Origin of the sequence: Dactylosporangium roseum, assembly GCF_025264685.1 — a bacterium.
Taxonomy (GTDB): Bacteria; Actinomycetota; Actinomycetes; order Mycobacteriales; family Micromonosporaceae; genus Dactylosporangium; species Dactylosporangium roseum.
In genome coordinates this window covers 3,354,568-3,367,289 of record NZ_CP073721.1, presented here as the reverse complement: position 1 = coordinate 3,367,289, position 12,722 = coordinate 3,354,568, and the positions used below count along the sequence as shown (strand labels likewise).

Here is a 12,722-nt window from a genome sequence, read left to right as displayed (position 1 = left end):
TCGGTTGCCATAATCGAAACCACCTGACACAATTGGTTGCATGGGCACCAACTCTGTCGGTGGGCGGATCGCGGCCCTCCGGAGCGTCAAGGGACTTACCGGGGAGCAGCTCGGCCATGCACTCGGCCTGACCAAGTCACAAGTATCGAAGATCGAAAGCGGTGTCCGGAAGCTTGACGTCAGCGAGATCGCACTGGTCGCGGACGCGCTCGGCGTCACGTTGGCGGAGGTTCTCGGGGTGGAGCGAAGGGGCAGTCTTGCGCTCGCCGCCCGCGTGATGACGACGTCGCCGGGGCAAGACGAGACCGCTCCGGCTCGGCGGCGTGTGCGGCAGGTACTCGAAGTCGAAGCAGCGCTGGGAGATGCTGTTGGCCTGCCGGCGGTTGGCCGTTCGGCGGCAGGGACCGCAGTTGTGGAACAGGTCCAGGCTGAAGGGCTCGCAAAGGTCGCCACGGTGGGCTGCGGGACTCGACTGGCAGGCATCGTCAGAGAACGTCTGGGGCTGGGTCGAGCCCCGATCGGCGATCTGGCCGCTCTTGTCGAGCGGCACTTCGGAATGAGTGCCGTCACATGGCCTGTCGGCAAGGTCGTCAGCGGGTTGTGCGCGCATGGCACGGACACCGCAATGATGCTGATAAGTTCCTCCTTCCCGGTAGGACATCAGCGATTCACGGCTGCTCACGAGCTCGCTCATCACCTGCTGGCGGATCCCCGCGAGGTCATCATCGAAAGCGACGTCTTCGCAGCCAGTACTCCATCAGAGCGGCGTGCCAACTCGTTCGCCGCTGGTTTGCTCATGCCAGCCGACGGGCTGCGTGACGTCGTCAACGGTCGCGCCATTGATGACATCGTCATCGCCGAACTGATGCGCGAGTTCGGTGTGAGTTACACCGCGTTGCTTCATCGCCTTACCGATCCTGCCGTCAAGCTCATCAGCACGGCGCAGCGCGGCGCAGCGCTGCAGCGCACTCCGACCAGCGTGCTGCGCACTGCTGGTGATCCCTCCCCCGCGGAGCTCACCCAGCCAGACGAGACTCGCCGCGTTCCGCCACGGCTGCTCTCGGCAGCGCAGCATGGCTACCGCAGCGGCAAGGTCGGCCTCGGTGTCCTCGCCTCGCTGCTCGACGAGGACGCGGACCTGCTATACGAGCGCTTGGCCGCCGAGGGGATCACGCCCCCCGTCGTGCAGGACGACATGGGCGACCTGTGACCCCGACGCCGCCACCGCTACTCCTCGACACCTGTTCCATCATCAACCTGTCGTACTGCTCACCCGTCGCTACGTTGTTCAAGACCCGCTTCGCCGGTCGCATCGGTTGGACCCGCGCCGTGCAGGCGGAACTGACTCGGCAGCGGTCGAAGAAGCCACCTCACCCGCAGGCTGGTCGTGCCAACAACTGGGCGAGGAGTTGGCTCCCCGCACCCATTGACATCCTCGATGTCGATGATCAGATCGCGATTGCCGATATCCAGACAGAAGTCGCGCTCGGCAGTGAAGACGACAACCTCGACCACCTGGGTGAGGCATCCAGTATCCACTTGTTGGCTGCCAGCGGTACCGGCCGCCTGATCAGCGACGACCACGGCGCCCGCGCAGTCGCCCGCAACCGGCACGGGGTCCGGGCGTCTTCGACAGTCGGTGTCCTCAGTGAGCTTCTCGCCCGAGGAGCGGTAACGACAGAGACGGTCGACCTGTACCTGGATACCCTCCGAACCCATACCCGCATGCGGGTCGCACTGACGTCGCAAGATGTACTCCGCCGTGCCCTTGGTCCCTGGGAATAACGAACCCAGCCCGCGAGCGGGGACTGTCAAGTTGACAGTCCACGCGGGAGTGTCGTGAAAACGGTGTAACTCCGACAAGGAGGACATCGTTATGGCGTCTGTGACGACCTCCGTCAGTTGCCGCCCTCCGGTGACAACGCGGCCCGCAGGCCCGCCGCGAGGATCTGCAGGTCCGACCCGACGACCAAGTACCCGGCCTCCGCCAGTCCCTGCGCCGGGGCGGCGCTCAAGCTCGCGGACCAGCCGCCGAACGCCACACCCGCCGCCTCCGCGGCCAACCTCACCCGCTCCACCGCCGCTGACAGCTCGCCAATGGACGGCAGCCCCAGGTTCACCGACAGGTCGGTGGTGCCGACGAACGCCACGTCCAGACCGTGGAGCACGTCCGGCCACGGCTCGGCAATCCCGGTTTCGATCTGCCCGACCAGCAACGGCGGAGCCTCGGCCTCCAACTGCAGGAAATCCCGCAGTGAAGTAGCGCCGAAGCCGGCCACCCGATTGGCGAGGCTGACCGATCGTTCACCGGACGGGGCGAAGTGTGTCGCGGCCATCAGACGACGTGCCTGCTCGGCGGTACGCAGCATCGATAGCTGGATGCCAACCGCCCCGTTCTCCAGGAGCCGCGCGATCAGCGGCGGATCGACGGCCGGGACCCGGACCAGCGCCGGCACGCCACCTGCGTCCGCGTGCCTGACCAGTCCCAGCGCGTCCACCTCGGTGAGCGTCGAGTGTTCGAGGTCGACGACGACGAACTGGAAGCCCGCGGCCGCCGCCATTTCGACGATATCAGCGTTGGCCAGCTTCACGAAGGTGCCGACCAGGCGGCGGCCAGCCGTCAGTTCGGACCTCAGGGCGCGTCGGCGCTCGTGGACCGAACTCACGTCGAAGCGCCGCCTCGCCACGGGACGGTCTGTACCCTGGCACCGTTGTGGATGACGATGGTCGGCTCCAGGCGCGGCGCGACGATGGAGTTGCCGGCAGCATCGGGCAGCTCGACCTCACTCGTCTCGGTCAGCACCGTGACGTCCGCCCGACCACCGACTTCGAGCCGGCCGTAACCCTCAGTGTCCAGGCCGAGCAGGGCCGCGGGTGCGGTCGTCGCGCGACGGATGCACTCCTCCAACGGCGCGCCGAGCGCGACCAGCTTCGAGATGCTGGTGAGCAGGTCGAAGACCGGGCCGCGCCAGTTTCGGGCGCTGGTGTCCGAGCTGAGGATGTCGGGCAGGAAGCCGGCGCTGATCGCGCGCCGGGCCACCTCGAAGCTGAGGTTGCTCTTGCCGTGTGCCGAGTCGAACAGCACGCCCCGCTCGCGTGCCGCGATCACCTCGGGCAGCACCCTGTCGCCGTCGAGGATGCCATGCGGCTTGCCGGTGTAGCAGTGCGCGACGATGTCGCCGGCGCGCAGATAGTCCAGGACCACGGGCAGCGGCGCCTCGGTTTCACCGATGTGCACCATGAGCGGCAGCCGTGCCTGCTCAGCCAGTACGATCGACTTCTTGAGTAACGCCTCCCAATTGGGCCCGACGACATCCTCGGAGAGGCGAATCTTGAAGCCGCGCACCACATCCGGGTTCTCCGCCGCGGTCGCCAGGGCATCCTCGACCACGAGCGTGTCCGGGTTCATCAACTCGCCGAAGCGGAAGTCGATCAGCCCGAGCACCGACACATTGAGGAAGTTGACGATGCGTAGGTCGTTGCGCTCGACGACCAGCTTACGGAACGCGGAGAACGTTGACGCGCCCGCGGTACCGGCGTCGGCCACCGCGACGACACCGCGACGCAGGTGGGCTTCATCGGCCGGCGCGCCAACCTTCGACACGTGTTGGAAGATGTGGCTGTGACCCTCGACCAGGCCGGGAACCACGGTGGAACCGGTGCAGTCCAGAATCTGTACGCCTCGCATCGCCAGGTCCGGGCCGATCGCGCTGATCTGGGTGCCGCTGATCGCGACGTCGCAGCGCGTGTTGGTACCGGAAGCGGGATCTACAACGGTGCCACCGGTAAGGACGAGATCGAACATAGATTCACTCGGATCTGACACTAGGGCCTCACAGAGTTCGCACGTGCCGTGCCGGACAGGTAATGGATCAATGCATGTCGCTTGGCGAGGAGCGCGTGCTCGGGTGATCGCGCGACGACGCCTCAACGGTGGTGACGAGCGGCAGGACGGGGCCGACCTCGATCCGGATCCGGTCGCCGGGCCTGAGGTAGCTGCCGCGATCCTGACCGGTACCGGCGGGCGTACCCGTCAGGACGACATCCCCCGGCTCGAGCGCGGCAAACCAGGAGATGCGCGACAGCAGGTCGGGCACGCTGAAGATCATGCCGTCGCTGGTGTCCTCCTGGCGCAGCTCGTCGTTGAGCCAGGTGCGGACCGGGATGCGGTCAAGGTCGGCAAATTCGTCCACTGTGCACACCGACGCACCGATCGGGTTGAAGCCCGGAAAGCTCTTGGCCAGCGTGGGTGCGGCCGTGGTGCGCATGACGTCGCGAGCCGTCATGTCGTTCGCGGCGGTGATGCCGGCGACGCTCGGCCACACCTCTTCGGGAGCGGCGCGGTAAAGGCGCCGACCGACGACGATCGCTATCTCGCCCTCGTAGTCCATCTCGACCGTCTGCCCGGTCGGGATGGACACTTCGGCGTCCGGCGCCAGCACGGCCGACGAAGCGCCGAGATACAGGATCGGCTCACTTGGCAGGCCTCGGCCGGTATGCGCGGCCTTTGACCGGTAGTTGAGCCCCACACCCCAGACCGACCGGGGCGTACCCAGGGGAGCGAGCAGCGCCGCGCCTTGTAGCGGCACACGCTCACGCACGGGGCTTCGGGTCAGCACATCCAACGATCCCGTTGCTTCGATGACCGCACCCACATGGGGAAACGGTGTGTCGAGGACGGCAATGTCGTCGTTCTCGACACACCCGACGCCGAACACAGTAGACACCACCTGCACGGACGTCATCTTTCAATGCGAGATGGCATCGTGTCAAGCGATACGCACGACGCGAAGGAGCACGCGCGAAACGAGCCAGCCCCAGCGCCCAGGTTCCGCGGCCGACGGCCGCTCGCCGTCACGGAACCGGCGTGTGAGCAGCACACTTCGTCCGGGGTCATTCGCGGGCAGATGCCTGCTTCCCCGCCCAGGTGTCCGCGCACGGCGAACGGCCGCCCCGAGGACGGCCGAACGCGCGCGATCATGGTCGGGTCCGGCAACCTGTGAGCCACGACCATCGATCGGGCTATGGGGTTGACCACTGTGGTCGGTCGACAGGCTTCGCCTGAAGGCTCCCAGCCCGCGATGACGCCGAGCGAAGCCAGCGAGCGCAACTGAACACACGCCGGGACAAGCGCCAGGCGTGGACAGGCCGCGCCTGAGCTGCGGCCCGGCGCCGAGGGCGACAGGAACGGCCGTGCCACCGAAGCCGTCGCCAGTGCGTCGTGGCCGCCGGTGGGTCTCACCTCCCACGAACGGGCCGACACCGTGACCGTCGCCGGTATCGCCGGCCTGCGCCACGGCGCGCTCGGCAGACGCCCCGGCCAGTCGGCCGAGGCGTCGCCGAAGAGGCGCCGGCACCATTCGCCGTCATGACACCGGTCCCGAGGAACCCAACCCTGGCCGGTCGGCGATGGAGCTCAGCAGAGCCGTTACTTGGTGACGACGTAGGACGGGACGAAGTCTGCCGGCTTCGCCGGAGCCTTGACCCGCGACTGTTCCTTGAGAATGTCGCCCATACGCTGCAACGACGCCGTGTCGACCTTCGCCTCGTAGACGTTCTCGTGGAGCTTCTTCAAGACGTCGACGTTCTGCTTGCAGTTCTTGGATTCCATCTCGAACTTCGCGTCGCTGTTCTCTGGCAGGTTGATCTGCGCGTTCGCTTCGATCAGCGACTGCTGAAACGCCTTGAACTCATTCTCGTGGCTCGTTGCCTTCTTGGACACCGCAACGTAGCCGGCGAACGTCAAGGGCTTGCCATTGCCCACCGCCACGTACGGGTCGCCGAGGCTGCGCAAGCCGAGGCTCGGGTCGACGTTCTGCGCGGGGACCTGCGCCGCGGCCACCTTGCCGCTGGCGACGGCGGAGGCCAGCTCGTTGAACGGGAGCGCGACGAACTTGACGGTCGACGGGTCGCCACCTTTCAGCGTCATCCATTGCGTGGTGATGATCTGGTTGATGCCGCCGATCTCGTTCACGCCGATGGTCTTGCCGTTCAAGCCCTTGGCGTCCGTGATGCCCGAGTCCTTCGCGATCGCGACGGCGTTGGTGCCCTGGTCCTCAATGATCGCGGTCTCGTAGGCAGTGGCGACCCACTTGAGGTCGATGCCCTGCGAGATCGCGATCATGGTCGAGAACGGGTTGGTGAACGCGAGGTCGATGTCACCGCTCTGCAGCGCCGTGAGGGCAGCGGCCCCGCCGGTCGACTTCACGAGCTCGACCTTGACGTTGTTCTTGGTGAAGATTCCCTTTTCCTGCGCCCAGTAGACCGAAATCTCGTTGCAAAGCCCTAACGTGGTGATCTTGACGGTATTGGTGCCACTGCCGGTCCCACTGTCCTTGCTGTCGCTGGCCGAACTACAACCGGCAGCCAGCAACGCGGCGACTCCGCACGCAACGCCGACAGTCAACCGTCGCCCCGCTCGCGAGCTCCTCGGACGAGCATTCATGGTGATCCTTTCCAGGACGTCATTTACGCATGGTGTAGCGATCCCCGTTTTGGATTGCTGATGTCGTCAATGATTCGGGCGGCCCGGGCAATACCCCAGCTCACCCGACAGCGGTTTTCACTCCGCCTGGTCGCATGACCAACCGGAAGACCTCACTGCGCAATTCAGCGAACTGCGGGTCCCGCTTCGTCTCGACCTGGTCGCGTGGCCTGGGGAGGTCGACGTCCAATTCAGCGAGCACGCGTCCGGGACCCGCCGCCATCACGATGATTCGATCGCCCATGTACACGGCCTCGTCGATGTCGTGGGTGACGAACGCGACGGTGACCTTGTACTCATGGCGAACCCGCAGAACGAGATCCTCGAGGTCCGCGCGGGTCTGCGCGTCGACCGCGGCGAACGGCTCGTCCATGAGCATGACCGTCGGCTCCACGACCAGCGCGCGGGCAATCGCAACCCGCTGCTGCATGCCTCCGGACATCTGCCAGGGATACATGTCGGCACTGCCCGGCAAGCCGACCGACTCCAGCGCATGCTCCACGCGGTGGCGCAGTTCGGCCTTGGGCAGTTTGTACGCGGCTGCGGCCATCGCCAGATTGCGCCGCACCGTCATCCATGGGAAGAGCGAACGGCTGTAGTCCTGGAACACCACCGACAGGCCGATCGGCGGCCCGTCCACAACTCGATCGCCGAGACGTACCTGGCCACCGCTCGGGCGCAGCAGCCCAGCCATCATCATCAGCAACGTGGACTTGCCACATCCAGACGGACCGACGATGGACACGAACTGCTGCGAGCGCACCGTGACCGAGGTTTCGGTCAGGACTTCGCGCGCGGCACTGCCGCGGCCGTACGTCTTCCGAACGCCCTCTACGTGAAGGTCCATTGCGCCACTCCATGGGACTGTCATGGTCACAGGCCAGCCAGGCCGGCGCGCCGCTGCCAGCGCAGCACGCGCCGCTCCACCACGCTGAAGACCGCGTTGAGGATGATGCCGATCAGGCCAATGAGCACGAATGCCGACCACATACTGAGATATTGGAAACTGGACTGGGCGACGACAATCTGATAGCCGACGCCGGCCGTCGTCGCATAGAGCTCGGAAATCACCATCAGGATCAGGCCGATACCGAGACTGACCCGCAGCCCGGCCATGACCTGAGGCATGGCCGCAGGGACTATGACCCGTCGGTACAACGTCCCTTTGGCAAGCCGAAGGCTGCGCGCGCTGCGCAACCACATGGGGTCGACACCGGCCACGCCGTCAGCCGTGTTGATCACAATGACCCAGACGCTGCCGAGGAAGATCAGGAAGATGTTCATGCCGTCCGTGATACCGAAGATCTGGACGGCGATCGGCAGGAGCACGGTGTTCGGGATCGAGGTGAAAAACCGTACGACCGGGTTGTACATCCGGGCGGCCACCCGGCTGCGCCCCAGGAGCACGCCCACCCCGATGCCGACCACGACGGCGAGACACCAGCCGCGCGCGAACCGGGACAGGCTCATGGTCACCTGGTCCCAGAACAGTTCGGACAGGTAAAGGCCGGACGCGTCCGACGAGAGCCACATGGTGCCGAAGTGCTGGAGCACCTTGCTCAACGGCGGGAAGAACACCGAATCGTTGAGCCGGCCGTAGATCTCCCACCCGACCAGCACCACGACCAGCAGCCACATGGCGCCGACCGACTTCGCGAGGCGGCGCAACCCGGCCCCGAGGTGAGCGGAGCGATCCACGGTACGTCCGCTTGTCACCGGCTGTTCGGCCGCCGCGCTCGCCGCCGGCTCGACCACCGTCGCCGCACCGGCTGACCGGCGCGAGGGCATCGTTTCCGGATGCGATTCCGGCCCGGTCTGGCTAGGCAACGGGCACCCACCGCACGAAACGGCGCTCCAGCTTGACCAACAAGGAGAACACAAGCGCTCCGATCACACCAAGTAGCAGGACCCCGGCGTACACGACATCCGGTCGCAACGCCTGGGTGTACTGGACGAGTACGGTTCCCACGCCATAGCGGGCGCCCAGAAGCTCGGTGCTGATGATCACGATCAGCGAGATTCCCACGGCGATCCGGACGCCGGTCAGGATCGACGGGACCGCGCTCGGCAGCGTGACGAAGACCTGGCGCCGCCACCACGGCCAACGCATGGACCGCGCCGCGTCGAGCCGCATGGGTTCGGTCGTGGCGACGCCGTAGACAGTGTTGATCAGAATCGGCCAGAAGATCGCGTACAGCGCGATCGACACCTTCATCTGCATGCCCAACCCGAACATCAGGATGCCGATCGGAATCAGGGCCGTCGCCGGCACGGAGCGGAACGTGTTGACGACGACCTCGGTCGGCCGCTGCAGAAACGTGATGCTGCTCGCCACCAGCCCGATGAAGATCGCGACGGCGGAGCCGATGAGCACGGAGACACCCCAGCTCGTCGCCGTGTCGACTGCCGCGTCGAGGAACTCGTGGTCCCCGAGAACCGTCGGGAGCGCCCGGGCCACCGACCACGGGCTCGGCAGCGATGCCGCGGAGACGATGCGAAGCGTCCCGAGCAGTTGCCAGACCAGGACGAGGCTGGCAAGCCCGAGCGCTGAGAACGCCACGGATGAACGCTTGCCCTCCTGCCGTTCCCTTTCCATAAGCCTTCCTCCGTGGCGAGTCAAGTCCGACGGTCGTTCCACGGCCCGAGGAGGCCGAGCGAGGACTGCGCCACCACACGAATTCACCAGCACCGGGGCACTGGTTACAGATCATGGCGGGTGTGTCGAGGAACACTACGCCAGCCCCAAGCGCACGTCAATGGGCGGGATATCGTCTCGCATTACAATACATAACGAGCCGAAGGAACGACCCAACCCGCCGGGCGCAACGAGCGCCCACCGACTCCGCCGCGGGCGAACCGACATCGTCGATCCCACACAGTCTCGCTTGACAGTCCACTGTCTCGCATCACAAGATGCTGGTTTGAGCACAGGCGCTAGTAGCGATCGAGCACGGTTGCCGGAATCGAACCGGTCGCGACGGGGCCCGTCATTCAACGGTCGCGCCGGCTGCGCCGTCCGCTTCGTCGAAAGGGCACGCGGTGTCCGGTTCCGCAGCCAACCCCCCGTATCCATTCAAGGAATTTGATGTGCGACCGGAGGACTTTCCGGACGCTTCACCCACCACGTTCCTGCCACCGCACATGTACGTCGACGCGTGGGTCTACGACGCTGAACAACGACACGTGTTCGCCAAGAGCTGGCAGTTGGTCGCAGACGTCGGCCAACTCACCGCACCCGGCGACTACCTGGCCGACACGATCGGCACGCAGCCAATCATCATCGTCCGGGACAAGCAGTTACGGCTGCGCTGCTTCGCGAATGTGTGCCGGCATCGCGGCTGCACCCTGCTCGAGGGTCGCGGCAACGCCGGACGCGGTCTGGTCTGCCCCTACCATCAGTGGTCGTACAGCCTCAACGGTGACCTGGTCGGGGTGCCCTTCCGAGGAGAGTTCGAGTTCGACCTGGACGTCGCGGGGCTCGGATTGATCGAGCTTCGGATGGCGGTATGGGAACGGTTCGCGTTCGTTGACCTCTCCGGCTCGGCGCCCCCGTTGGCCGACTACCTGGGCGAGTTTGCCGCCGAGCTGAGCAGCCACAACATCGAGGGGATGCGGGCGCTCAACGTCATCGACGAGGAGCTCGAGGGCAACTGGAAGGTCCACGTCGACAATGCGTTCTGCGCCTATCACTTCGCGATGGTGCACCCTCAGACGCTCTACGCCGCCCAGAGCCGCACCGGGCTGACCGTCGAACTCGCCGAATTCGCCGGCTGCTCGTACATCCCCTGGAAGGGCTACGAGGACGGCACCGCGGGATACGCCGGGCTGACCGGACGAGCCGCGACAGGCTCACTCAACATCTCCCTGTTCCCGAACGTCTTCCTCGGCGCGTTGCCCAGCGGGCGCCTCACCGTGCTGGCCTGGACGCCGACGTCGGTCGAGCGCACCCGCCTGCGGGCCTGGAGCTTCGGGCACGCCACGGACGAGGAGGCCGCGGCTGAGCCGGCACGTCAGCGCCGGGTACTGGCCGAGGACTTCGAGGTCGTCCGGCGAACCTGGCAGGGGATGCGGTCACCGCTGTACCGCAGGCCCGGTCCCCGCCACTATCGAGAGCTCCGGATCTACAACTTCCACCGCATGCTGGTGAAGATGCTGAAGGACGGCGCCGGAGCAGCGACCCGGCAGCACTCGGGGTGAATCCCGGACGCGGTGATCGACGGACGGATCGGGCCGCCATGACGACCCGACCCGTCCGTCGATCATGAAGGACCCGACAGCGGAGCTTCTGGCGCGGGATGCTCGTCGGCCAAGCCGAGTGTGTCGGCGACGATCTCAAGGTCGCCGGCCAGAGCGACGAGGTCCTGTGCATCATGCCGGCCGCTGGTCAACATGTCGTGCACCCGCAGCCAACCGGCTCGCTCACCGCCCTCGTAGTGGCCAGGCGTCACATGCCTTCCAGCGTCATCCAGCATCGTGATCGTGGTCGGATCGGCTGGCGCGGCGCTGTCACGGCAGACCTTCCAACGCCGGCGGGAACCCACCACGTCGATCTCGAGCCGCAGCCCCGCCGTGTCGGTCAGCACGCCGGAGAGCAGCACCGGCGTGCGTCCGACGCTCCCGGACACGAGGTAGCTGCCCGCCGACCGGTGACAGACCGTGGCGCCGCTCGGCCGTCCGGCCAGGGATCGGGTGACGGCCAGTTCGTGCAGCAGCGCGACGCGAAGCCGATCGGCGCTGCGCCCGCCGGGGTCGTCATCGCTCGTGAGCAGCATGTCGACCGCCGCGGCGGCGGACCCGTCGCGACGAATGTCATCGGCAGCCCGCGCCAGCGCCCGCGTCGCGAACGGCGAGCTGACCACGACCGCGACGCTGTGCTTGCGGGCATATACGTGCAACGCGCGCACCTGGGCAGGCTCGGCGAGCCCCGCCCGGCTGAGCACGACCGCGGCCGTAGTCGGCGCGCAGATCGCGACCCGGCACTGTTCGAGCCAGTCGTCGGCCGCGGCCGAGACAAGGACCACCGGGGCATCCGCGCGATCCACTCGACGGAAATGCGCTGGAACGCTTGCGAGCACGACATCATGGCGTGCGGTCTCGGCGTCCGCACCGATGCTCGCCACACCGAACGGCAACGCCCGGCCTGCTGTGCTGATCAGCACTCGGAGCTCACCTCGTCAACCAGCCGCGCTTGTGCCGCGGTAACGACGTCCAGCGCATACACCACGTCCTGCACGGCCTCAGCCACCGAGACACGCGGTGCGACGTGACCCCGCGCAACGTCGGCGAGATGGCGCCATTGGGCGTGAAAACCGCCATGCCCGAACCTCCAGGTCCGCTGCTCGGCTCCGTGACGCACCGTGGCGGTCGCCGATCCGGCGAGCACGTACGACGGAGGGAAGTCGATGCGCAGTTCGCTTCGCGGGCCGATCGCCGTGAACGTCCATTCCGGATCCCAGCTACCGCCGAGCATCCCCATCAGCCGGGCGACACGGCTCCCGTCGGTCAGCGACAGCACGTACCCCCACGGCTCGATCGTACGAGCGAACGTCACCTCGTGCACGACAGGCATGAAGCGGCGTACCAGTGCCAGTCCGTGCACTGCCAGGCCGAGGATCGTGCGACCGAGCTGGTACTGCGCCGCCTGGACCGGCGACATGTCGGCCGGAGCCGGCGGAAGCCACATCGGACGGTCGATACGGTCGGTCGCCAGATCGATGAGCGACTCGTTCGGTGGGATGAGGATCGTGGATCTGATCATCGATGCCTCCGTACGCAGCGCACCGCAGGCGGCGAGCGCGGCCGAAGCCGCAGGATCCCAGAGGTTCATCGTGCCGACGAAGACCGGCACTCCGAAGCGTTCGGACGCCAGTTGAATCTCGGCGGCCTCGTTGCGGGTGAGCGTCAGCGGCTTCTCGCAGAAGACGGCGCGCTTCCCGGCCGCGCAGGCGCCGATCACGTGCTCGGCATGGAACTGGTGCGGGCTGCAGACACCCACGATGTCGACCGCCGGATCGTCGAGCAGCTCCTCGATCGATGTACCAGCACGCGCCCCGACTCGCGCGGCGACCGCGACGGCCTGGTCGTCGAGCACGTCCATGACGTGCACGACGCGCAGTTCGTCGGCGAGGCCCGCGAGTGTCGGCAAGTGAATCGACTGGGTAGCCAGTCCGGCACCCACCAGCCCGACACCCAGAGGGCGACGGGCAGCTACATCCGGCGAGTTCATCTGTCGGCCTGT

The 12,722-nt window shown here is 66.6% G+C and carries 12 protein-coding genes; 3 read left to right on the top strand and 9 right to left on the bottom strand.

What is annotated here, in order from left to right; all coding sequences use genetic code 11:
* Window positions 1-40: 40 nt before the first annotated feature.
* Both Drose_RS15680 and Drose_RS15675 read left to right on the top strand, forming a co-directional pair.
* Window positions 41-1,210 (top strand): ImmA/IrrE family metallo-endopeptidase, encoded by a 1,170-nt coding sequence (locus Drose_RS15680; protein WP_260728934.1) that lies wholly within the window; start codon window positions 41-43, stop codon window positions 1,208-1,210.
* Entirely contained in the window at window positions 1,207-1,785 is a 579-nt protein-coding gene (locus Drose_RS15675) for a hypothetical protein (protein ID WP_260728933.1), read from the top strand. Before Drose_RS15680 ends, Drose_RS15675 begins: the two co-directional genes overlap by 4 nt.
* Before the next feature lie 113 nt (window positions 1,786-1,898).
* On the opposite strand, the gene Drose_RS15670 is transcribed toward Drose_RS15675, so the two are convergent.
* From Drose_RS15670 to Drose_RS15640, 7 genes are all read right to left on the bottom strand, one after another.
* Window positions 1,899-2,687, bottom strand: a complete 789-nt coding sequence (locus tag Drose_RS15670; RefSeq protein ID WP_260728932.1) for an HpcH/HpaI aldolase family protein — start codon at window positions 2,685-2,687, stop codon at window positions 1,899-1,901.
* Window positions 2,663-3,931: an amidohydrolase/deacetylase family metallohydrolase gene (locus tag Drose_RS15665; RefSeq protein ID WP_260728931.1), complete on the bottom strand. Its 1,269-nt coding sequence runs from the start codon at window positions 3,929-3,931 to the stop codon at window positions 2,663-2,665. The genes Drose_RS15670 and Drose_RS15665 overlap by 25 nt, the downstream gene beginning before the upstream one ends.
* Window positions 3,873-4,745 (bottom strand): fumarylacetoacetate hydrolase family protein, encoded by an 873-nt coding sequence (locus Drose_RS15660; RefSeq protein ID WP_260728930.1) that lies wholly within the window; start codon window positions 4,743-4,745, stop codon window positions 3,873-3,875. The genes Drose_RS15665 and Drose_RS15660 overlap by 59 nt, the downstream gene beginning before the upstream one ends.
* 683 nt (window positions 4,746-5,428) lie before the next feature.
* Window positions 5,429-6,406 (bottom strand): ABC transporter substrate-binding protein, encoded by a 978-nt coding sequence (locus Drose_RS15655; protein WP_260728929.1) that lies wholly within the window; start codon window positions 6,404-6,406, stop codon window positions 5,429-5,431.
* 139 nt (window positions 6,407-6,545) lie between these two features.
* Window positions 6,546-7,331, bottom strand: coding sequence for an ABC transporter ATP-binding protein (locus Drose_RS15650; RefSeq protein WP_260728928.1), 786 nt, complete (start codon window positions 7,329-7,331; stop codon window positions 6,546-6,548).
* Window positions 7,332-7,357: 26 nt separating this feature from the next.
* Window positions 7,358-8,311, bottom strand: coding sequence for an ABC transporter permease (locus Drose_RS15645; RefSeq protein WP_260728927.1), 954 nt, complete (start codon window positions 8,309-8,311; stop codon window positions 7,358-7,360).
* Window positions 8,304-9,044, bottom strand: a complete 741-nt coding sequence (locus tag Drose_RS15640; RefSeq protein ID WP_260728926.1) for an ABC transporter permease — start codon at window positions 9,042-9,044, stop codon at window positions 8,304-8,306. Before Drose_RS15640 ends, Drose_RS15645 begins: the two co-directional genes overlap by 8 nt.
* 527 nt (window positions 9,045-9,571) lie before the next feature.
* On the opposite strand from Drose_RS15640, the gene Drose_RS15635 reads away from it, so the two are divergent.
* The gene (locus Drose_RS15635; protein WP_260728925.1) at window positions 9,572-10,681 is read left to right on the top strand and encodes an aromatic ring-hydroxylating oxygenase subunit alpha; all 1,110 of its coding nucleotides are present in this window, start codon (window positions 9,572-9,574) and stop codon (window positions 10,679-10,681) included.
* Window positions 10,682-10,743: 62 nt separating this feature from the next.
* On the opposite strand, the gene Drose_RS15630 is transcribed toward Drose_RS15635, so the two are convergent.
* Both Drose_RS15630 and Drose_RS15625 read right to left on the bottom strand, forming a co-directional pair.
* Window positions 10,744-11,505 carry a hypothetical protein gene (locus Drose_RS15630; RefSeq protein ID WP_260728924.1) on the bottom strand — a complete coding sequence of 254 codons (762 nt, stop codon included), beginning with the start codon at window positions 11,503-11,505 and terminating at the stop codon, window positions 10,744-10,746.
* A 131-nt stretch (window positions 11,506-11,636) separates the two neighbouring features.
* The gene (locus Drose_RS15625) at window positions 11,637-12,629 is read right to left on the bottom strand and encodes a Gfo/Idh/MocA family protein (RefSeq protein ID WP_260728923.1); all 993 of its coding nucleotides are present in this window, start codon (window positions 12,627-12,629) and stop codon (window positions 11,637-11,639) included.
* Between the last annotated feature and the right edge of the window lie 93 nt (window positions 12,630-12,722).

What these genes read in the sequence shown, in the direction of transcription:
- Drose_RS15650 (WP_260728928.1), bottom strand. Translation starts at nt 7,331, where the DNA reads ATGGACCTTCACGTAGAGGGCGTTCGGAAGACGTACGGCCGCGGCAGT.
- Drose_RS15680 (WP_260728934.1), top strand. Translation starts at nt 41, where the DNA reads ATGGGCACCAACTCTGTCGGTGGGCGGATCGCGGCCCTCCGGAGCGTC.
- Drose_RS15660 (WP_260728930.1), bottom strand. Translation starts at nt 4,745, where the DNA reads ATGACGTCCGTGCAGGTGGTGTCTACTGTGTTCGGCGTCGGGTGTGTC.